This is a genomic window from Lapillicoccus sp. (genome assembly GCF_039935575.1).
GTDB lineage: Bacteria > Actinomycetota > Actinomycetes > Actinomycetales > Dermatophilaceae > Lapillicoccus.
This window is the reverse complement of the sequence record NZ_JBDTKA010000008.1, coordinates 25393-45353: the sequence shown is the minus strand read 5'-3', so window position 1 is coordinate 45353 and position 19961 is coordinate 25393. Positions and strand designations below refer to the sequence as shown.

The window sequence follows — 19961 nt, the reverse complement described above, 5'->3', positions numbered from 1 at the left end:
GCATACGGCGCCCTGAGACATGCAGACCCGAGTCAGCTGCCCCAGGTGGGTCGGAGAGCGAACCCGGAGTCGCCGAGCTCGGTCGACTTCGACGCCAGGACCTGGTGCAGCTGGATCCTGTTGCGCTCGAACCCGAGCCGCGACCCGGCCAGGTAGAGACCCCACACCCGGGCCACGCCCAGTCCGACCTCGTCGACCGCGTCGTTCCAGTTGCGCGACAGGTTGTGGCACCAGTCACGGGTCGTCATGGCGTAGTGCTCGCGCAGGTTCTCCTGGTGGCGGACCTCGAAACCCTCGTTCTCCATGACCCGCACGATGTCCCCGGAACCGGTGAGCCCACCGTCGGGGAAGACGTAGCGGTTGATGAACCCCCGAGACGGGAGGCCGGCGTGCTCGTTGTCGGGCCGGGTGATGCAATGGTTGAGCAACCGTCCGCCCTCGCGCAGCCGACCGCGCAGGAACGAGAAGTATGCGGGGTAGTTGCCGACGCCGATGTGCTCGGTGAGCCCGATCGAGGAGACTGCGTCGAAGTCGCTCTCCCGCACGTCGCGGTAGTCGGCGTGCCGGATGACACCGCGGTCGGCCAGCCCCTCACGCTCCATCCGCGTGGCACCCCAGTCGGCCTGCTCCTTCGACAGCGTCACACCGATCGCGGTGACGCCGTAGTGCATCACGGCGTGCCGCACCATCCCGCCCCAGCCGCACCCGACGTCGAGCAGCCGCATGCCGGGCTCCAGTCCGAGCTTGCGGCAGACGAGGTCGAACTTCTCGTCCTGGGCCTCCTCGAGCGACGCGTCGACGGTCGGGTAGACGGCGCAGGTGTAAGCCATCGACGGGCCGAGCAGCATCTCGTAGAACCGGTTGGAGACGTCGTAGTGGTGGTGGATCGCGGCGGCGTCGCGGCTGCGCGCATGCGTCAGTCCGTAGGCCAGCCGGCGTACCGGTCCCGGCGTCTCCTCGGGTGGCAGCTCCGGCACCCGCGGCCGGTTGGCTGCGACGAACCCCGCCAGACCGGGGAACTCGGCGCGCGTGGGCTTTTGCGGATGTACCTCGTCGTCGATGAACCGCAGCACGTCGTAGGGGTCACCCTCGTCCATCGGGTCGATGACGAGGTCTCCCATCAGGTAAGCGCGCACCAGTCCGAGCGAACCGGGAGCCGTCAGCAGGTAGTCCAGACCACGCTTGCTGCGCAGGGACATCGACATCGGGGCATCGGCGTTGCTGGTGGACGACCCGTCGTAGGCGTCGAAGCGCACCGGTGCGTCGGTGCCGAACACCTGCTCGAACGCCTCGGCCACCGTCATCCGGGCACCCGCGAGAACCGCTGTGGCACTCCCGGACCCTGCTGTTCTGTTCCTCGTCATCGTCATCGTCTGCGCACCGCCTTGTCGTAGAGAGTGGGTAGTCGTCCGCGGGGGTCGTAGCGCTTCTTCACGGGCCGGTAGTCGTCTCCACCGTAGAGCCGGTCAAAGCTCGGCTCGTCGTAGTAGGCGTCCGAGTAGAGGGACTTGTGCCCCCCGAACCGCCCCACCTGATCCTCGATGACCCGGTTGACGTCCCCGTCCTTTTTATCGTGCTCGATCGGCACTGTCGACCAGAACCCGACGTTGACGTAGAGCTCGCCAGGATCCATGGGGTAGAGCGGCCAGGGTTCCAGGGTCGTCGAGCGCAGCCGGATGGGGCACACCCAGACCGGCTCGATCGGCACCTCACGCAGGAACCAGTCGAGGAACTCGGCCGTGCGGCCGAGTGGGATCTCGACGTCCTGCACGACGCGTTCGCGAGCGGGACGGCCGCGGTGCGCGTCGATCCGGGACATGACCTGGTGCTGGTTCTCGAAGGCGACCAGCTTCCAGTAGACGTCGCTGCGGAGCTTGTTACGTGGCCACAGCCGTCGGACGAGGGGGTGCTGGGCTCCGAAGGCGCGTGAGCACCAGAACCAGTCGGTGTCCCACCGCCAGAGGTAGTCATGGACGGTCAGGACGTCCCGGTCGCGCTCGCGGATCGACCGGTAGAAGACCTGCTGACCGGTGTAGTCGCTGGGCTGCTCGGCCGCGTCGAGGGTGTCGGCCCAGGTGCCGAGGGTCAGGTATGCCTCGTGCCGGCTGAAGACGACCCCGTCGAGGAAGTCGACGGGCTCGCCCGCCCAGACGCGGTCCGCCGCGATCGCCGCGACGGCATCGGTCAGTGCCTCCACCCGGTCGAAGCGGACGTGCCGCAGGACCACGAAGGGGTGCACGGCTTCGAGCTCGATGATGAGGCTGACGGCATACCCGAGAGAGCCGTAGGAGTTCGGGAAGGTGCGGAAGAGCTCGGCGTGAGCGCCGTCGGGCGTCGCGACGACGACCTCCCCGTCGCCGGTGAGGATCTCCATCTCCAGCACGGACTCGTGCGGCAGACCCGAACGGAACGACGAGGACTCGATGCCGAGGCCCGTGACGGCGCCGCCGATGGTGATCGTGCGCAGCTGGGGGACGACCAGCGGCATCAGGCCGTGCGCGAGGGTGGCGTCGACCAGGTCCTCATAGGTCGTCATCCCCTGAACGTGCACGGTGCGCGCGTCGACGTCGATCGCGATGACGTGAGTGAGGTCGGAGACGTCGAGGCGGGTGGTGTCCGTCGACGTGCGTTGCCGGAAGAGGTTCGACGTGCGCTTGCCCAGACGGACGGGCGCATCGTCGGACAAGGCCCCCACCTGGTCGAGCAGGTGGAGGACCGCAGCCCGGTGCCGGGGCTCGCCGACATACCGAGGTGAGGGACGCGCCACGACCCATATGAAACCAGCAGCCGCGGACAGCGTGCGCGCCGGGGGTAGTTGGGCGGTGCAACTAGTCCGACCTCTGTCGGAGGCGGGCCGATCTCTGGAGCGTGGGGCGACTAGGCGAGTGCGAGCCGGACCAGCTCGGCGCTGGTCTCGACCCGGCGGCCGACCTGGTCGTACAGAGTGTCCTCCAGGCCGATCCGGGTGTCGTGCCCGAGGGTCTGGGCGAGCCGGAGAACCGGCCAGGCCCACTCCTGCTCACCGTGGACGAGGACCGCAGCGGGCTGGGGTCCGAGGGCGGCGAGGATCCGCTCGGCCGCCCAGGTGCCGTACCCGCCTGGGGTGCGTCTGGGGATGGCTTCGACCAGGACACGCTCGACCTGCCATGGCCAGCTCGTCGCCACGAACGAGCCCGCGGCTCGCGGCGTCCAGATCCCCGCCTCGACGCCTATGCCCTGTGTCCGCAGCGCCAGCGCCAGCTCCACGGCGCCCTCCTCGTGCCAGTTCACGCTCGCGAAGTCCGGCCCCCCGTCGGCGGGATGCGGCCACCGGCGGACCAGGGCCAGCCGTTCCACCGGGTCGGGCACGATGCCCGCGTGCGTACTGACGCCGACCCGGACACCGGGGATGGCCTCGCGGACGGCCTCCAGCGTAAGCGACACGAGAGCCCAGTCGAGGGTCTCCCGGCTGAGGTCACCCCTCGGATGGACGTGCACGGCGTCCGCGCCTGCCTCGACTGCAGCAGCCGCCGCAAGCGCGAGCTGACCGGGAGTCACCGGGACACGCTCGTGGCGCCCCCGGCTCCCGTTCAGGCAGACCTTCAGCACCTTTGCATGCTCCCCCCGCCGCCCGACAGCATCGCGTGGCACGCCTCGACGCGGGTGCGCCACCACTCGACGCGGTCGGCCGGCGCAGCGAGGGCCTCGATCTTGTCGGGGTCGACACGGGCCGGTCTGCAGACGATCTCGCCTGCGACGGGTACCAGTGGGGGGCGGGCCACGTCGTCGGCGAGCAGCTCGACGGTCCCGAGCCCGCACGCGAAGTCGAGGCTCGGCAACGCTGCCGCCAGCGCAACGCCCGCGGCGATCCCCACCGAGGTGTCGAGCGCCGAGGACACCACGGTCGGGAGCCCGCACTGCTGCGCGATGTCCAGCGCGCGACGGACGCCACCCAACGGTGCCACCTTGACCACGACGATGTCGGCGGCCCCCGCGCGTGCCACGCGCACGGGGTCCTCGGCTTTGCGGATGGACTCGTCCGCCGCGATGAGCACGTCGATCCCGTGGTGCGCCAGCTGCTTTCGGAGCGCAGCGAGGTCCTCGACGTTCAGGCACGGCTGCTCGGCATACTCCAGCCCGTATGCGGCCAGCCTCGCCAGCGCGTCGGCCGCCTGGTCGAGGTCCCACCCCCCGTTGGCGTCGACCCGGATGTGCGCGGCGGGCCCCATCACGTCGCGGACCGCCGCGACCCGGTCGAGGTCGTCGGCCAGAGACTGGCCGCGCTCGGCGACCTTGACCTTGACAGTCGTGCACCCGTCGTAGCGGCCAAGCACGCCGGCGACCTCGGACGCGTGGACGGCGGGGACCGTGGCGTTGACGGGGACGGACGCGCGAACCGGCTCCGGCCAGCCGTCCCATGCCGCCTCGACCGCCGCGGCGAGCCACCGAGCCGACTCCAGGGCGCCGTACTCGAGGAACGGCGAGAACTCACCCCACCCGGCTGGGCCCTCGAAGAGCGCCGCCTCACGGTGGTCGACACCGCGGAACCGGGTGCGCATCGGGATGCTCACCACCCGCATCCGGGCGAGGATCTCGGCCGACGTGGGCAGGCGACCCACGTCACCAGGGCTTGTCACCGGCTCATCATCGGCTCGTCATCGCGCGAAGACGGCCTCGGGCGCGTTGGCGACGGCGAGCTCGATTCGGCGCAGCTGGCTCTCGGCCATCTTGGGCAGCGCCTCCAGCCGGAACCATCCGGCGTCGCTCGACTCGTCGTCGCCGGGTCGCGGGTCGCCACTGACCCAGGAGCACCGGAAGCACAGGCTGAGGAACGTCGACCGGTCGCCGTTGACGAACTCGATCTCGGGCGTCGAGTGGGCCCAGACCAGCCGGTCGGCCCGGACGACCACGCAGGTCTCCTCGAGGACCTCGCGGACCGCGCCCACCGCGGGTTCCTCTCCCGGGTCGAGGATGCCGGTCACGACCGTCCACGACCCCGTGTCCGCGCGTCGGACCAGCAGCACCTCGTCCGCACCGCTAACGGGGTGCGGCCGGAGGACCACGGCCGCCACGCCAGGCAGCCACAACAGCGACTGGCCCACGTGCCGTCGCAGCTCGACGATGAAGTCCGGTGTCGGCATACCCGTATGTTTGCACCCGTGCCGGAAACGCCCGCCGTGAGCGAGATCTTCGACCCACAGGCCTGGGACGTCGTCGAGGGTTTCGCCTTCTCCGACATCACCTACCACCGGGCGCGCGACCTGGGCGCCGTCCGCATCGCCTTCGACCGGCCCGAGGTCCTCAACGCGTTCCGGCCACACACCGTCGACGAGCTCTACCAGGCCCTGGACCACGCGCGGATGACACCCGACGTCGGCGCCGTCCTGCTCACCGGCAACGGCCCGGCGGCCTCGGGCACGTGGGCGTTCTGCTCGGGCGGCGACCAACGGATCCGTGGCCGCTCGGGCTACCAGTACGCGTCGGGAGAGTCCGCGGAGACGGTCGACGAGGCACGGGTCAAGGCCGCCGGAGGCCGTCTGCACATCCTCGAGGTGCAGCGCCTGATCCGCACGATGCCCAAGGTGGTCGTGGCGGTCGTCCCGGGGTGGGCGGCCGGTGGTGGGCACTCGCTGCACGTCGTCTGCGACCTGACGATCGCCTCGCGCGAGCAGGCGCGGTTCAAGCAGACGGATGCCGACGTCGGCTCGTTCGACGGTGGTTACGGCTCGGCCTACCTCGCGCGGATGGTCGGACAGAAGGTGGCGCGCGAGATCTTCTTCCTCGGTCGCACCTACTCGGCCGACGACATGCACCGGATGGGAGCGGTCAACATCGTGGCGTCGCACGAATCGCTCGAGGTCGAGGCGCTGGAGGTCGCGCGCGAGATCATGGGCAAGTCCCCGCAGGCGCAGCGGATGCTCAAGTTCGCGTTCAACCTCGTGGACGACGGGCTGATGGGACAGCAGGTGTTCGCCGGGGAGGCGACCCGGCTGGCATACATGACCGACGAGGCGGTGGAGGGACGCGACCAGTTCCTCGAGAAGCGCGACCCCGACTGGTCGCCGTTCCCCTGGTACTTCTGACCTGCTGCTTTGCTGAACGGCCCTGCTCATCCCGGCGTCAGGGTGGCTGCAGTGCCTGAAAGATCCGGGTCGCCGTCGCCCCGTCGGCGCCGCATTCGGAGGTGATGTCCTCGAGGGTGACCAGGATCCCGCTCGGCCCGGTCAGCGGCACCCGCCAGTTGGGGTAGTCGTCGATCGTCCCGGGCTGGTTGACGGCCTGTCGGTCGCCGACGAGGTCCGCGAGCGCGACGGCGAGCATTCGGCTGTCACTCTGGGCGAGCCAGCGATGCAGAGCCACCACCTCGTCGACGGTGCGCTCCCCCTGGTATGCCACGGACACCTCACCGGAGCCGGTCGACGCGGCCGCGTCCTCGTCCTGGGCGGTCTCGACCGCCGCTGCCGCCCTGGGGTCGAGCAGTCCTCGGTCGACTAACGCGTCACGGACCCGGTTGATGGCTGTCAGCTCGGCGGCCTCCTCCTGCGCGTGGGTGCGGGTGAGCAGACCGAGTCGCTCGCGGATCGCCACGTGCTCCAACCCCAGGTACCCGGCGGTGGGCGGCAGGTCGTGCGTGGTCACCGACGACAGGCACAGCCGGCGGTAGCTCTCGGGCGGACGCGGTGTGTCACCATCCCACTCGAACCACAGGATCGAGGTCCCCAGTATCCCGCGTTCGAGCAGGTAGTCGCGTGCGGACGGCTCGACGACGCCGAGGTCCTCGCCGATGACGACGGCGCCGGCGCGCTGGGCCTCGAGCACGAGGATCCCGATCAGCGCCTCGTGGTCGTACCGCACGTAGGCGCCCTGGTCCGGTGTCAGCCCGTCGGGGACCCACCAGAGCCGGAACAGGCCGATGACGTGGTCGATCCGCAGCCCACCCGAGTCCCGCAGGGCAGCACGAACCATGTCCTGGAACGGCTGATACCCTTGCTCCGCAAGGCGATCCGGCCTCCACGGCGGCTGGTCCCAGTTCTGACCGAGCTGGTTGAACTGGTCGGGAGGTGCTCCTGCTGTCACTCCGCGCGCGAGCACGTCGGCCAGCCCCCAGGCGTCCGCCCCGTCCGGCGCGACACCGACGGCCAGGTCCTCGATGATGCCCAGCCGCATTCCGCTGCGGCGCAGTGCGGACTGGGTGAGCCGGACCTGTTCGGCGAGGAGCCACTGCATCCAGCAGTGCAGGTCGACCAGCGCGGCGTGCTCCTCCCGGAAGGTCGCCACCTCGGCGCTGGCCGGGTCGCGCAGCGGTCCGCCCCAGGCGGTCCACGGCAGCCCGTGGGTCTCGGCCAGGGCACACCAGGTCGCGTATGCGGTCAGCCCCTCTCCCTGCGTCTCGCGGAACCTGCGGTAGTCGCGCGCCCGGGCCCCTGTCAGGCCGACGGCGTGGAGCAGGCCGAGCGCCTGTCGTTTGAGCGCCCACGCGGCGTCGCGGTCCACCCCCTCGCTGTCGTTGAGGGCATGTCCCCGGGCGGCCAGACCCTGGACGTACTCGAAGGAGATGGGTTCGAGCCGGCTCATCTCGTGGACGTCTTCGACGCGCAGGTAGAGCGGGTTCATGAACCGTCGCGTCGTCGGGAGGTAGGGCGACGGCTCCATGGGCGCGACCGGCTCGGCCGCGTGCAGTGGGTTGACCAGGACGAAGTCGGCCCCGTGCGCGTCGGCAGCCCAGGCGCCCAGGTCCGCGAGGTCGCCGAGGTCGCCCGACCCCCACGACCGTCGTGACCGCACCTGGTAGAGCTGGGCCGCCAACCCCACGGCCCGACGATCGTCCAGCCCTGCCGGCAGGTCCAGCCGGTGTGGGGTGACGACGAGCGTGGCCGTCGTCGACGTCGGGTCGAGCGCCGCGGCGTCGAGGTGAGCGACCAGCCGGTGCCATCCGAGCGGCAGGTTCCACGGCAGCTCGAACGTCGCCTCACCGACCTCGACACCATCGACCTGCCGGCTGGGCACAAGGTGGTCGATTTGCGTGACCTCCCAGACGCGTCCGTCCTCGAGGTCGATCGTGAGAGTCACCCGGTCGCCATCGCGAACGTGGACCGGCACCCACGGCGACCATCCCTCGCGTGTGACGACCGTCGGCGGCAGCGTCCGCCGCCAGGCCCGTTCGTCGACGTTTAGCAGGGAAGACTCGACCTGGTCTGACGTCTGAGCAGCGATGCCGAGAGCGGCGAGGACCGCGACGATCGTCGTCGCGGCAATCGGGGCATGGCAACCCTGCCAGTCCCAGTAGTCGGTGGCGACCCCATGGGCCCGAGCGAGGGCGACGAGCGGGTCGGACGGCGACGTCGGCTCCATGCCGCCATCCTGCCGTGACCCGCGCGCCGGCGACCAGCAGGCCCGGGACGGGGACGCATACCGACGGGTGTGCGAGTCGCTGATGCCGCGGGGGCAGACTGAGGGGGTGAGCATCGACAACGACGTCCAGCAGTCGGCCTACCGAGTCGAACACGACACCATGGGCGAGGTGCGGGTGCCCCGAGAAGCCCTGTGGCGCGCGCAGACTCAGCGGGCCGTGGAGAACTTCCCCATCTCGGGCACCCCGATCGAACCCGCCCTGGTGCGCGCGCTCGGCCGGATCAAGGGTGCCGCCGCTCGCGTCAACAGCGACCTCGGTGTCGTCGACGCGGCCGTGGCGGAGGCGGTGGTGGCCGCCGCCGGGGAGGTGGCGTCCGGCCGCCATGACGACGCATTCCCGATCGACGTGTTCCAGACCGGCTCGGGCACCTCGAGCAACATGAACGCCAACGAGGTCATCGCGACCCTGGCCTCACGTGCCGCAGACGCGCAGGTCCACCCCAACGACCACGTCAACGCCTCCCAGAGCAGCAACGACGTCTTCCCCAGCGCCATCCACCTCGCGGTCACCGAGGCGCTCGTGCGTGACCTCGTCCCGGCTTTGAAACATCTGGCAGAGTCGTTGGGGCGCAAGGAGATCGAGTTCGCCGAGGTGGTCAAGGCCGGGCGCACCCATCTCATGGACGCGACGCCGGTCACCCTCGGCCAGGAGTTCGGCGGTTATGCCGCGCAGATCCGGTATGCGGTCGAGCGCGTCGACGGCGCGCTGCCCCGTGTCGCCGAGCTGCCGCTGGGCGGAACCGCCGTCGGGACAGGCATCAACACGCCGAAGGGGTTCGCGGACGCGGTGATCCGGCTGCTCGCGGACGAGACGGGTCTGCCGCTGACCGAGGCACGCAACCATTTCGAGGCGCAGGGGTCGCAGGACAGCCTCGTCGAGGCGTCGGGGGTGCTGCGGACCATCGCGGTCGGGCTGGTGAAGATCTGCAACGACCTGCGATGGATGGGTTCCGGCCCGCGGGCGGGTCTCGGCGAGATCGCCATCCCCGACCTCCAGCCGGGGTCGTCGATCATGCCGGGCAAGGTCAACCCCGTGGTGTGCGAGGCGACCGTGATGGTCTGCGCGCAGGTGATCGGCAACGACGTGACGGTCGGGTTCTCAGGGGCGTCGGGGGCGTTCGAGCTCAACGTCATGCTCCCCGTGATCGCGCGCAACGTGCTCGAGTCGATCCGCTTGCTGGCCAACGCCTCCCGGCTGCTCGCCGACCGATGCGTCGACGGCATCACGGCGCACGAGGAGCACGCTCGCACCCTCGCGGAGTCGTCCCCGAGCATCGTCACGCCGCTGAACCGCTACATCGGGTACGAGAACGCCGCGGCGGTCGCCAAGACCGCCCTCAAGGAGGGCAAGACGATCCGTGAGGTGGTCATCGCGAAGGGTTTCGTGGCGGACGGCTTGCTCACGCAGGAGCAGCTGGACGCAGCGCTCGACGTGATGTCGATGACGCGCCGACCCTGAACATAGGCTCTGCCCATGACCGGTCTGCGGCGCCTGGAGGTCCCTCGCGACCCCACGCCGCAGGATGTCCGGTCCCTGCTCGCTCGGCTGACTGATGCGCTCGGCGGGGAGGCACCCGTCCTCCCGGTCCCGGCCGGAGGTCCCAGCGGCACAACGGCTGTCGTCGACAAGCTCGCTGGGTCAGACATACCGGCCGGTGTGGCCGTCGTCGTCCCGACGTCCGGTTCGACCGGTACCCCCAAGCTCGCCCTCCTCACCGCGGACGCTCTCGTGGCCTCTGCCACCGCCACGCACGAGGTCCTCGGTGGACCCGGATCATGGCTGTTGGCCATGCCCGGCTACCACATCGCCGGCCTGCAGGTGCTCGTACGCTCGGTGGTCGGCGGGACGACGCCGTGTGTGCTCGACCTCGCGAACGGCTTCGATGTCGCCGCGTTCGTCGCCCTCACCGCCGAGATGGCCGCGAACGGCGGTCGACGTTATACCGCCGTCGTCCCCACCCAGCTGACCCGTCTCCTGGACGACCCCGCTGGGACGCGGGCTCTCGCGTCCTATGACCGCGTCCTGGTGGGCGGCGCGGCCACGACGGACCTGGACGTGTCGCGCGCGGCGCGAGCCGGTGTACGGACGGTGTTGACCTATGGGATGAGCGAGACCGCCGGCGGGTGCGTCTACGACGGGCTGCCGCTGCCGGTCAGCCACGTGCACATCGACAACGACCACCACGTCGTGCTCGGCGGCGCCACCGTGGCGCTCGGCTACCTCGGGCGGCCAGGCCCGACCCGGGACTGCTTCACCGTCGACTCCGACGGACAGCGCTGGTTCCGCACCGACGACCTCGGTTCGCTCGACGGCGACGGACACTTGCGGATCACCGGACGTGCGGACGACCTGATCAACACCGGCAGCCTCAAGGTGGCCCCGGGGCCTGTCGAGGACGCGATCGTCCGGTTCGTGCCCGGAGTGCTCGACGCGGTGGTCGTCGGCACCGACCACCCGACCTGGGGTCAGGCGGTGTCGGCTGCGGTCACCCTGCGCCGCGGCGCCCCGTCGCTGACGGTGCGGGACCTGCGCACTGCTCTACGCGGCATCCTGCCGGACCACTCCCTGCCGCACCGGCTGCTGGTCCTGGACGCGATCCCCCTGCGGGGACCCGGCAAGCCCGACCGCGGCGCGCTCGTCGCCGCCTTCGATGAGACACTAGGGACCTGACCCTCGACTGAGTGTCGGCTGCCCGGAAGGACAACTGCGGTGCTGCGTGTGGTGATCATCCTGGTGGGCATGGCGCTCACCATCTTCGCCGCGGTCGACTGCCTCCAAACCACCGAGTCACAGCTGCGCTACCTTCCCAAGATCGCCTGGCTGGTCGTCGTGATCGTCATTCCGTGGGTCGGGCCGATCGCGTGGTTGCTCGCCGGCCGCGAGCGCTCACTTCCACCGCGAGGTCGCCCGGCCACCGGTCCGCGTGGCCCCGAGGACGACCCGGACTTCCTGCGTAACCTCTAAGCCATCAGGGCGCGTCATCAGGGCGCGTCGTCAGCTGCAGATCGGGCATGAGGGACAAGCATGGCCACGTTCTCCCAGTGGGTTCAGGGTGGGCGCCCTCGCACCCTGCCCGTCGCCGTGTCTCCGGTCGCGGTCGGGACTGGTGCGGCATACGCGCTCGGCCAGACGATCTGGGGTTATGCGCTGCTCGCCCTGGTCGTGTCGCTCTGCCTCCAGGTGGGGGTCAACTACGCGAACGACTACTCCGACGGGATCCGCGGCACGGACACCGTCCGGGTCGGGCCGGTGCGGTTGGTAGGCCAGGATCTGGCCAACCCCTCGGACGTGCGGCTGGCGGCCCTGCTGGCCTTCTTCCTCGCAGGTCTGTGCGGGTTCGCGCTGGTGGCGCTCAGCCAGGCCTGGCTGATGCTGCCGGTCGGCGCGGCCTGCGTGCTCGCCGCGTGGTACTACACCGGCGGGCGGCACCCGTACGGGTACCTCGGGCTGGGTGAGGTCTTCGTCTTCGTGTTCTTCGGCCTGGTGGCCACGCTGGGAACGCTTTACACGCAGGCGTTGACGCTCTCTTGGGCCGGTGTTCTCGGGGCGGTCGGGGTGGGCGCCCTGGCGTCGGCCGTGCTGGTCGCCAACAACCTGCGCGACATCCCCTCCGACCGGGGCGCAGGGAAGATGACCCTTGCTGTGCGGCTTGGGGAGTCGCACACGAAGCTGCTCTACCTCGGGCTGGTCGCCCTGTCGGTGCTCGTCTGCGTCGGCGCCGCGCTTCTGGGCCACCCGTTCGCGCTCGTGGCCCTGCTGGCATACCCGCTGCTGTGGCCGGCGGTGCAGACGTTGCGCTCCGGGGCGGCGGGGGCAGACCTGGTGCCGGTGCTGGCCCGGACCGGGATCACCCAGCTGGCGTGGTCCCTGCTGCTGGCCGTCGGCATCGCCCTGCACTGACGGCCCTGCGCTGCCCACCGGACTCACGCCTTTCCCGACCGGACTCACATGCTTGAGGGTTTTATGGGGTCCAGGGTGGCCAGAACCGGCGAGAACGTGAGCCCGGTGGGGTCGGGGACCACGAAACGGCCCGAGAATCTCGCAGCCGAGCCCGCCGCTCTCCGATCGCGGATCTCGGTCCGGACCTCCTCCGGTCGACGTAACAGGTCAGCCAACCCGAAACGCACCCGTTCGAGGCCGAGGTTACCCATCGCGTCATAGCGGCTCTTCTCCAAGGCCCACGCCTCGTCAGGCCGGTCGGCGTACTTGCCGCGACCGTCGAGCTCCAGGACGGTCGCCTCACTGAGCCAACCGCCGTCGATTCTGCCCAGAAACCGCCCTCGTGAGTTCAGGACGACCAGCTGTGGCGTCGGTGTCTCGAGGCCCCACTCGTTGAACAGCACGAAGGCGTATGACTCCAGCCACGACTCACGGCGCCCGTCGACCAAGGGGAGAGTCTGGTAGGCCCGAGGTCGGCCGCGCCAGCGCCGCTGGGCGTCGAGCTCCGTGAGGATCTCGTCCGGCGAGACCAGACCCGCTCGCAATGCGGCATCGACGATCGGAACCGAGACTCGCGCTCCCCAGAGGCGAAGGCAGTCGGCCACGGTTCTTGCGACGCTCGTCACCTCGAGCCCATCGACACAGGTGGTCCGCGTAGGCCCTGAGTCGCAGTGATGGACGATCGTCCGGGGAGATCGCCTGCTCCTCGGCGTACCTGCAACCACAGTCAGGTGCACGAAACCAGCGGGTCCCAGCGGAAGCGGTAGCCCGAACACCGCAGCGGCACTGAGATGGCTGACTGCATGTCCAGGACCGCGTCGGCTCAAGCCGGCCCTGGCTTCGGCCACGTGGTCGGCCGCTCGACTCTCCGGGTCGTCGGGGCCGGATCTGGCATACAGTCCGGGTCTCAGGCGAGTCAGCTCGCCGCGTCGGACCAGACCCGCGAGACCCAGGTCGGTGATCCCCAGAGCAAGAGCATCGGCACGGCTGAAGACCTGGGACAGGTGGACGGCGGGAGCGGTGGACATCCTGAACATGGCCCGACCCTGCTCTCGGGACCGCCGAGCCGTGAGCTCTTCTGCCGCTCCTGTGGATCGTGGGACTCGCGCAGCGGGGGTGTGGACAACCTCACTCAACACACGAGTTACCGGGTAAACGCCACTCTCGAGACCACGAAACCAGGGAACACGTGAGTTCGGTCAGAGAAGGTGTGAGTTCGGTACGAGGTGGGGTGGACCGCTCAAGGGGTGTGGCGGTCGTCGGCGTCCCGCTGGGTGTCGGCGTCCTGCTGGGTGTCGGCGTCGAGCTCGGCATCCTCGGCCAGCTCGTCCTCGCTGACGATCGTCTGCCGGGCCTTTTGCCGGCGCTCCACCCTGGCCGCCACGCGCTCGGAGAACTCGTCACGTTGGCGTCGCAGCACGAAGAACGAGATCACCAGCGAGGTGCCGGCCGACAGGAGCAGCAGCAGCACCTGCTGGTCCGGGCTACGCAGACCGACGAGCCAGAAGAGCAGCAGGCAGGCCAGGAAGATCATCAGCCGGAAGACGGTGTACTTGAGCATCGCGCGGTCCCTGCTGCCGGCCTACTTCAGACCCGAGTAGCTGTGCAGCCCGGTGAAGAACAGGTTGACGACGGTGAAGTTGAGCAGGATGCACACATAGCCGGCGAGCGCGATCCACATCGCCTTGCGCGGCTCCCAGCCCGCCGTCGCCCGCGCGTGCATATACGCCGCGTAGACGACCCAGACGACGAACGTCCAGACCTCTTTCGGGTCCCACGTCCAGTAGGAGCTCCACGCCTTCTGCGCCCAGATCGCGCCCGCCACGAGGGTGAACGTCCACAGGATGAAGCCGACCATGTTGAGCCCGTATGCCGTCCGCTCCAAGGACGCGGCGGTCGGCAGGCTCTCCATGAAGCTGCGGCGTACCGGTCCGTCGGCGGTCGCCGTCGCCTCGCGGCGCAGCTTCACGAGGTAGACGATCCCGACGGAGAACCCGATCGTGAAAACCGCAACCGAGAGGAATGCGACGGTTACGTGGATCACGAGCCAGACGCTCTTGAGCGCCGGCATGAGCTCGGCCGCGTCGGTGTAGAAGGCGAACATCGCCAGACCGAGGGTCAGCAGCACCGGACCGATGACGAACAGCCCCAGCCATTCCCACTGTCGTCGCCGAGCCAGCGCGCAGTAGGCGAGCGCGAGCGCCGCGCACCCGGCCGTCGCGAACTCGAACATGTTGCCCCACGGCGGCCGCATCACAGCGAGCCCGCGCATCACGACCGAGGCGATGAGGATGAACGTGCCCAGCCAGGAGAGCGACAAGGCGATGCCGCCGAGCTTGCGGGCCCGGGGGGTCGCTGGTGGCTGCCCGCCGTCGGCATCGGCCCGTACGGCGGTGACAGCGTCTGCCAGCGCACCCGACGAGACGCGCGCAGCGGAGGCCGACCCGACGTTGACGAGCTCGCGAGAGCGCCGGCCGCGGTGCTTGCGCGCGCCCACGGCCTCGTGTGCTTCGACTACGGGTTCGAGGGCCGCGAGGTGGAACGCGAAGAGCAGCATCGCGACCGTGAAGACCGCCATCGCGGAGTAGAGCGCGAGGTTGGAGTACCCCACCAGCGTGGTCGACGGCATCCCTCAGTGTCCTTTGCTCAACGCGTCACGGATCTCGGTGACCAAGGCGCCCAGCCCCGGGTCGGACGACCTGGCGAGGCCACCGATAGCCACCACGGTACGCGAGGTCCCCGACTCGCTCGCATCGGTCGGCAGCCCCGCGGGAGGCAGGACGCGGACGAACACCCGCCGCCGGCGGACCAGCAGGGACGCCACCAGGCCGAGGATCGTCGCCAGCGCGGCGACCAGGGTGAGCTCCTTGCCCGGGTCGACCCGCGCGGACAGCCCGGCGAACCGGTCCACCGAGTCGAAGCTGATCGACCCTCGCCCCCCGGGCAGCTGGTAGGTCTGTCCCGGCGCGAGCCGGATCAGCAGCGGCGTCCCGTCGGCCTTGGTGACCTGGGTGAGCGTCGCGGTGTCGAGCGTGTAGACCGACTGCGGCCGGCCAACGGCATAGAGGTCTCCCTCCCAGACCGACAGCGCTAGCTCGGGGTTGCGCAGGTCGGGGAAGATCGAGACCGGGCCGTTGGCGTCCGTGGGTTCCGCTGTCGGCAGGAAGAACCCGCTGAACGCCAGCTGTTTTGGCCGGGCGGAGCCGACCTTGATCGCGCCGACGGAAGTGTAGGTGTTGTCCTGCGCGAGGAACGGCGTCGCCTCCTGGTAGACGACTGCGCCGGCGGCGTCGCGGACCGTCACGACCGGCGCATACCCGTTGCCGAGCAGGTAGACGTCAGTGCCGTCGAGGGTGATCGGATGGTTCGGGCTGATCTCCTCGTGCTGCGCCGGCGAGCCGGGGGCCTCGGTGGTCGTCACCTTGGCCGAGAAGCTGCGGGGAGCCCCGAACTGCGCCCCACCCGCCTGCTCCTCGAAGGTCGCCTCCATCGAGTCGAGCGTGACCGTGAACGGTGGCAGGTTCTCAGGGTTGGTCAACGGGCCTGGCAAGAAGGTGTCGTAGGACGACAGCGTCGAGGCGAAGCTGCCGCCGTCGGGCACGATCACGTCGCCGCGCCACCCGAACAGGTGCCCGATCGCGACCCCGACGATGACGACGCAGAGCCCGACGTGAAAGACCAGGTTGCCGGTCTCACGCAGGTAGCCGTTCTCCGCGCTCACTGTGTGCCTATCGTGCGACGCGACACGAAACCGCTTGCGCCGCAATACTTCTCGAGCGGCGTTCAGTGCGGCAGCCGGCTCACCGGCGAACTCGACCACCTCGTATGCGTCGAGCCGGTCGAGGTTGCGCGGTGCCCGCGGCGGGGTGGACCGCAGCGTGCGCCAGTGCAGGCGACTGCGCGGGACGATGCACCCGATGAGGGAGATCACCAGCAGCAGGTAGATCGCCGAGAACCAGACCGACGAGTAGACATCGAAGAAGCCCAGCCGGTCGAGCCACGGTCCGGTCGTCTGGTGGGTGACCAGGTAGTCGGCGACGCGCCCGGCGTCGATGGACCGCTGCGGGAAGATCGACCCGGGGACGGCCCCGACGGACAGCAGCAGCAGCAGGAACAGCGCCGTCCGCATCGAGGTCAGCGTTCGCCACCCCCACCGTGCCCAGCCGACTGGTCCGAGCCGCGGCTGGGTGATGGGCTCCCTGGTCTGGGTCGCCATCAGCCCCGCCTCACAGCACCGTCACGAAGCTGCCGACCAGCTGGGTCTGCAGCCATGCAACCAGGGTGGTCCAGAGGCCGGAGACCATGAGCACCCCGACGGCGAGCAGCAGCCCACCGCCGAAGAGGTGCACGCCCCGCTGGTGTCGGCGCAGCCACACGCTGGTCCGGCCGGCGACGGACCACCCCGCCGCGATCAGGACGAACGGCAGCCCCAGGCCGATGGAGTACGCGACGGCGAGGGTGACCCCTCGGCCCACCGAACCCGTGTCGGCTCCGAGCGGTGCGGTGAGCGCGAGGATCGCCGCGAGCGTCGGGCCGGTGCAAGGAGCCCAGCCGAGCGCAAAGACGGCGCCGAGCAGCGGCGCCCCGGCGAGCCCGGCAGCCGGTCGCCAGCGTGGGCCGGTGGTGCGTTGCAGCCCCGCCTGCGAACCGACCCCGAGGAAGACCAGCGCCATGAGGATCACGACGCCGCCGCCGACGCGGGTCAGGATGTCGAGGTGCTCGCGCAGGGAGTAGGTCAGCGTCGACGCGACGGCGAACAGCGCGATGAACACAGACGTGAACCCGGCCACGAACAGCAGTGACCCCAGCACGAGGCGGGACCGACGCCGGTGTTCCAGCGGGACGTCAGAGAGACCGGTGACGTACCCGAGGAAGCCCGGGACGAGCGGGAGCACGCACGGCGACGCGAACGAGACGGCGCCGGCAGCGAGGGCGACGGCCAGCGCCAACGGGAGGGCCGCGCTGACCACCGGACTGGACACGTCGGCTCAGGCCTGCTCGGCGACAACGTCGTCGATCAGGGCAGTCAGAGTCGTGACGGTCGTGGGGCCGAGGATCCTGGCGGCGACCCGGCCCTGCCGGTCGAGCACGAGCGTGGTGGGTGTCGCTGGCGCCCTGCCCTGCAGCGCGAGCATCGGTTGACCCTTGCCTACCGAGTCGCTGATCGAGGGGTAGGTCACGCCGTTGGCCTTGAGGAACGCCAGTGCGGTCGCCGGGCTGTCCCTGAGGTCGATGCCGACAAACGTCACCGGCTTGCCCGCTGACGTCATGGCAGCCGAGACCTGCTGCAGAGTCGGTGTCTCTTCGACGCACGGAGGACACCACGCACCCCACACGTTGACGACGACGACCTTGCCGGTGTGGTCGGCCGACGACCAGCTGCCCCCGTCCACCGTGGCTCCCGACAGCGAGATCGGTGTCGCTCGCTGTTCCAGGCTCAGCTGTTCGACGGTGCCGTCACCAGCCACGTATCCCTTGTTGTCACCAGCCTTTGCCTGCGCCGCAACGGAGTTGGCGTCGTTCGAGCAGGCGCCGATGAACAGCGCCACGGCACAGAGCGCTCCGGCCAGCAGCACGCCCGAGGCCCGAGGCATACGAACCGTCACGCGCCCGCCCTCTTGGCCGCCTTCGCGAGCAGAGCACCGGCAGGCTCGCTGTAGGCCACCGAGGTGAGCTCGCCGTCCAGGTAGGTCACCGACGTCAACGAGGCGAGTGAGCACTCGCGCCGCCGCGGGTCGTGCCACAGGCGGTTGCCCTCCAGCCTGTTGCGCACCGTCCACACCGGAAGCTGGTGGGAGACCAGCACGGCCTCGTGGCCTGCGGCCGCGACGAGGGCATCGCCGATGGCATCGAGCATCCGGGTGGCGATCACCTCGTAGGGCTCACCCCAGCTGGGCCGGAACGGGTTGACGAGATGCCGCCACATCGATGGCTGCGCCAACACCCCGTCACCGACCCCGAAGGTCTTGCCCTCGAAGATGTTGTCGGCCTCGATCAGCCGCTCGTCGCTGTGCACCGGCAGGTTATGCGCCCCCGCTATGGGCACGGCGGTCTGCTGCGCCCGTTCGAGGGGGGACGCGACGACATAGGTGACGTCGTAGCCCGCGAGATAGTCCGCGACCGCCTGCGCCATCTCCTGACCCAGGTCGGACAGGACATAACCGGGCAACCGTCCGTAGAGCACGCCGGCGGGGTTGAACACCTCGCCGTGCCGCATGAGGTGAAGCACGGTGCGTACAGGGGTCATGGGCTCATTGTCGCAAACACCCGGGCCGCAGCACGGGCCGAGTCGGGAAGTGCGTCGAGGACCGTCTCGACAGCCTCGTCGTCGTGCGAGGCGCTGACGAACCACGACTCGAACGCGCTCGGGGGCAGGTGGACACCACGGGCCAGCATCGCGTGGAAGAACGCCGCGAACGCGTCGGTGGACTGGTCGCGCGCCTCGTCGTATCTCGTCACCGGTGCCTCCCGGAAGAACACGCTGAACATCGAGCCGGCCCACTGGACCACGTGCGGGACGCCTTCTGCGGTCAGCGCGGCTGTGGCGGCTTCGGCGATCGTCCGGCTGACGACGTCGAGCCGCCGGTATGCCTCGTCGGTGCACCCGAGCAGCGTGGCGAGACCGGCGGCGGTCGCGACGGGGTTACCGGACAGGGTGCCCGCCTGGTAGACCGGACCGGTCGGGGAAAGCAGAGCCATCAGCTGGGCCCGGCCCCCGAACGCGGCCGTCGGGAAGCCGCCCCCCATCACCTTGCCGAAGGTGAACAGGTCCGGCGCGCCCGAGGCATACGGGCCCTCCAGGCCGTACCACCCAGACCGCGAGCACCGGAACCCCGTCATCACCTCGTCGCTGATGAGCAGGGCGCCGTGTGCGTGGGTCACCCGCAGCAGCGCCTCGGTGAACCCCGGGATCGGCGGGACAACGCCCATGTTGCCAGCGGCAGCCTCGGTGATGACGGCAGCAATCTCGTCACCACGTTCTGCAAACGCCGCCTCGAGCGCGTGAATGTCGTTGTAGGGCAACACGATCGTGTCCGCCGCGGCAGAGGCGGGTACGCCTGCGGAGTCCGGCATCCCGAACGTCGCCACCCCGGAACCGGCCGCCGCCAGCAGGGAGTCGACGTGGCCGTGGTAGCACCCGGCGAACTTCACGACCACCGAGCGCCCGGTCCACCCGCGGGCCAGCCGCAGCGCTGACATGGTGGCCTCCGTGCCGCTGTTGACCAGGCGAACCTGCTCGAGCGGCTCGACTCGCCGCACGATCTCCTCGGCGAGTGCGACCTCGTTCTCCGACGGGGTGCCGAAGCTGAAGCCCCGGGTCGCCGCATCCTGCACAGCGGCCAGGACGTCCGGGTGAGCGTGCCCGAGGATCATCGGACCCCAGGAGCAGATGAGGTCGACATAGCGCCGGCCGTCGGCGTCGGTCAGCCAGGGACCCTTGGCCTCGCGAACGAACCGGGCGGTGCCGCCGACGGCCCGGAACGCCCGGACCGGGGAGTTGACGCCACCGGGGATGACGGCTGCGGCCCGGTCGAACAGCGCGGCCGACGCCGGCGCCTCGAAGGGGTAGACGTCGCTAGCGCGGCGTGGGCTCGCGTCGGCGGGGGCACTCATACCGACATTGTCGCAA

At 70.0% G+C, this 19961-nt stretch carries 19 protein-coding genes and 1 pseudogene; 5 read left to right on the top strand and 15 right to left on the bottom strand.

What is annotated here, in order from left to right; translation table 11 throughout:
• Window positions 1-32: 32 nt before the first annotated feature.
• The 5 genes from ABI385_RS01145 to ABI385_RS01125 all read right to left on the bottom strand — a co-directional run bounded on the left by ABI385_RS01145 (window position 33) and on the right by ABI385_RS01125 (window position 5120).
• Window positions 33-1304: a class I SAM-dependent methyltransferase gene (locus ABI385_RS01145; RefSeq protein WP_348101891.1), complete on the bottom strand. Its 1272-nt coding sequence runs from the start codon at window positions 1302-1304 to the stop codon at window positions 33-35.
• Between the two features lie 62 nt (window positions 1305-1366).
• Window positions 1367-2767: an FAD-binding oxidoreductase gene (locus ABI385_RS01140; RefSeq protein ID WP_348101890.1), complete on the bottom strand. Its 1401-nt coding sequence runs from the start codon at window positions 2765-2767 to the stop codon at window positions 1367-1369.
• A 110-nt stretch (window positions 2768-2877) separates the two neighbouring features.
• Window positions 2878-3537: a 3-keto-5-aminohexanoate cleavage protein gene (locus tag ABI385_RS01135; RefSeq protein WP_348101889.1), complete on the bottom strand. Its 660-nt coding sequence runs from the start codon at window positions 3535-3537 to the stop codon at window positions 2878-2880.
• A 44-nt stretch (window positions 3538-3581) separates the two neighbouring features.
• Window positions 3582-4559, bottom strand: a complete 978-nt coding sequence (locus tag ABI385_RS01130) for an o-succinylbenzoate synthase (protein WP_407068210.1) — start codon at window positions 4557-4559, stop codon at window positions 3582-3584.
• Window positions 4560-4634: 75 nt separating this feature from the next.
• Window positions 4635-5120: an NUDIX domain-containing protein gene (locus ABI385_RS01125; protein WP_348101887.1), complete on the bottom strand. Its 486-nt coding sequence runs from the start codon at window positions 5118-5120 to the stop codon at window positions 4635-4637.
• Between the two features lie 18 nt (window positions 5121-5138).
• On the opposite strand from ABI385_RS01125, the gene ABI385_RS01120 reads away from it, so the two are divergent.
• On the top strand, window positions 5139-6062 hold the full coding sequence (locus tag ABI385_RS01120; RefSeq protein ID WP_407068208.1) for a 1,4-dihydroxy-2-naphthoyl-CoA synthase: 924 nt from the start codon (window positions 5139-5141) through the stop codon (window positions 6060-6062).
• Window positions 6063-6099: 37 nt separating this feature from the next.
• On the opposite strand, the gene malQ is transcribed toward ABI385_RS01120, so the two are convergent.
• Window positions 6100-8331 carry a 4-alpha-glucanotransferase gene (gene malQ / locus ABI385_RS01115; RefSeq protein ID WP_348101885.1) on the bottom strand — a complete coding sequence of 744 codons (2232 nt, stop codon included), beginning with the start codon at window positions 8329-8331 and terminating at the stop codon, window positions 6100-6102.
• 82 nt (window positions 8332-8413) lie between these two features.
• Here malQ and ABI385_RS01110 point away from each other — a divergent pair, with 82 nt between their 5' ends.
• From ABI385_RS01110 to ABI385_RS01095, 4 genes are read left to right on the top strand one after another with little or no spacing between them, the layout of a single operon-like run.
• Entirely contained in the window at window positions 8414-9850 is a 1437-nt protein-coding gene (locus tag ABI385_RS01110; RefSeq protein WP_348101907.1) for a class II fumarate hydratase, read from the top strand.
• A gap of 15 nt (window positions 9851-9865) precedes the next feature.
• Window positions 9866-11062 carry an o-succinylbenzoate--CoA ligase gene (gene menE, locus ABI385_RS01105; protein WP_348101884.1) on the top strand — a complete coding sequence of 399 codons (1197 nt, stop codon included), beginning with the start codon at window positions 9866-9868 and terminating at the stop codon, window positions 11060-11062.
• A gap of 39 nt (window positions 11063-11101) precedes the next feature.
• Window positions 11102-11356 (top strand): PLD nuclease N-terminal domain-containing protein, encoded by a 255-nt coding sequence (locus ABI385_RS01100; protein ID WP_348101883.1) that lies wholly within the window; start codon window positions 11102-11104, stop codon window positions 11354-11356.
• A 60-nt stretch (window positions 11357-11416) separates the two neighbouring features.
• The gene (locus ABI385_RS01095) at window positions 11417-12292 is read left to right on the top strand and encodes a 1,4-dihydroxy-2-naphthoate polyprenyltransferase (protein ID WP_348101882.1); all 876 of its coding nucleotides are present in this window, start codon (window positions 11417-11419) and stop codon (window positions 12290-12292) included.
• A gap of 44 nt (window positions 12293-12336) precedes the next feature.
• On the opposite strand, the gene ABI385_RS01090 is transcribed toward ABI385_RS01095, so the two are convergent.
• From ABI385_RS01090 to hemL, 9 genes and pseudogenes are all read right to left on the bottom strand, one after another.
• Window positions 12337-12957, bottom strand: coding sequence for a hypothetical protein (locus tag ABI385_RS01090; RefSeq protein WP_348101881.1), 621 nt, complete (start codon window positions 12955-12957; stop codon window positions 12337-12339).
• A gap of 273 nt (window positions 12958-13230) precedes the next feature.
• Window positions 13231-13359: pseudogene (locus tag ABI385_RS18415) on the bottom strand (type IV toxin-antitoxin system AbiEi family antitoxin domain-containing protein); the annotation flags it as partial.
• Between the two features lie 212 nt (window positions 13360-13571).
• A complete protein-coding gene (locus tag ABI385_RS01085; RefSeq protein WP_348101880.1) occupies window positions 13572-13892 on the bottom strand; it encodes a DUF4229 domain-containing protein in 321 nt (106 codons plus the stop codon).
• A gap of 21 nt (window positions 13893-13913) precedes the next feature.
• Window positions 13914-14960 carry a c-type cytochrome biogenesis protein CcsB gene (gene ccsB / locus ABI385_RS01080; RefSeq protein ID WP_348101879.1) on the bottom strand — a complete coding sequence of 349 codons (1047 nt, stop codon included), beginning with the start codon at window positions 14958-14960 and terminating at the stop codon, window positions 13914-13916.
• 3 nt (window positions 14961-14963) lie between these two features.
• On the bottom strand, window positions 14964-16547 hold the full coding sequence (locus tag ABI385_RS01075) for a cytochrome c biogenesis protein ResB (protein ID WP_348101878.1): 1584 nt from the start codon (window positions 16545-16547) through the stop codon (window positions 14964-14966).
• A gap of 10 nt (window positions 16548-16557) precedes the next feature.
• Window positions 16558-17313 (bottom strand): cytochrome c biogenesis protein CcdA, encoded by a 756-nt coding sequence (locus ABI385_RS01070; RefSeq protein WP_348101877.1) that lies wholly within the window; start codon window positions 17311-17313, stop codon window positions 16558-16560.
• A gap of 6 nt (window positions 17314-17319) precedes the next feature.
• Window positions 17320-17925, bottom strand: coding sequence for a TlpA disulfide reductase family protein (locus ABI385_RS01065; protein WP_348101876.1), 606 nt, complete (start codon window positions 17923-17925; stop codon window positions 17320-17322).
• A gap of 8 nt (window positions 17926-17933) precedes the next feature.
• Complete coding sequence (locus tag ABI385_RS01060) at window positions 17934-18578, bottom strand: histidine phosphatase family protein (protein ID WP_348101875.1); 645 nt, start codon at window positions 18576-18578, stop codon at window positions 17934-17936.
• The gene (gene hemL / locus ABI385_RS01055) at window positions 18575-19945 is read right to left on the bottom strand and encodes a glutamate-1-semialdehyde 2,1-aminomutase (RefSeq protein ID WP_348101874.1); all 1371 of its coding nucleotides are present in this window, start codon (window positions 19943-19945) and stop codon (window positions 18575-18577) included. Before hemL ends, ABI385_RS01060 begins: the two co-directional genes overlap by 4 nt.
• Window positions 19946-19961: the final 16 nt, after the last annotated feature.

Excerpts from the sequence above, each read along its gene's own strand:
- ABI385_RS01130 (WP_407068210.1), bottom strand. The coding sequence starts at position 4,559 with ATGCGGGTGGTGAGCATCCCGATGCGCACCCGGTTCCGCGGTGTCGAC.
- ccsB (WP_348101879.1), bottom strand. The coding sequence starts at position 14,960 with ATGCCGTCGACCACGCTGGTGGGGTACTCCAACCTCGCGCTCTACTCC.
- malQ (WP_348101885.1), bottom strand. The coding sequence starts at position 8,331 with ATGGAGCCGACGTCGCCGTCCGACCCGCTCGTCGCCCTCGCTCGGGCC.
- menE (WP_348101884.1), top strand. The coding sequence starts at position 9,866 with ATGACCGGTCTGCGGCGCCTGGAGGTCCCTCGCGACCCCACGCCGCAG.
- ABI385_RS01060 (WP_348101875.1), bottom strand. The coding sequence starts at position 18,578 with ATGACCCCTGTACGCACCGTGCTTCACCTCATGCGGCACGGCGAGGTG.
- hemL (WP_348101874.1), bottom strand. The coding sequence starts at position 19,945 with ATGAGTGCCCCCGCCGACGCGAGCCCACGCCGCGCTAGCGACGTCTAC.
- ABI385_RS01145 (WP_348101891.1), bottom strand. The coding sequence starts at position 1,304 with ATGACGGTGGCCGAGGCGTTCGAGCAGGTGTTCGGCACCGACGCACCG.
- ABI385_RS01065 (WP_348101876.1), bottom strand. The coding sequence starts at position 17,925 with ATGCCTCGGGCCTCGGGCGTGCTGCTGGCCGGAGCGCTCTGTGCCGTG.
- ABI385_RS01110 (WP_348101907.1), top strand. The coding sequence starts at position 8,414 with ATGCCGCGGGGGCAGACTGAGGGGGTGAGCATCGACAACGACGTCCAG.
- ABI385_RS01125 (WP_348101887.1), bottom strand. The coding sequence starts at position 5,120 with ATGCCGACACCGGACTTCATCGTCGAGCTGCGACGGCACGTGGGCCAG.
- ABI385_RS01085 (WP_348101880.1), bottom strand. The coding sequence starts at position 13,892 with ATGCTCAAGTACACCGTCTTCCGGCTGATGATCTTCCTGGCCTGCCTG.
- ABI385_RS01075 (WP_348101878.1), bottom strand. The coding sequence starts at position 16,547 with ATGGCGACCCAGACCAGGGAGCCCATCACCCAGCCGCGGCTCGGACCA.
- ABI385_RS01095 (WP_348101882.1), top strand. The coding sequence starts at position 11,417 with ATGGCCACGTTCTCCCAGTGGGTTCAGGGTGGGCGCCCTCGCACCCTG.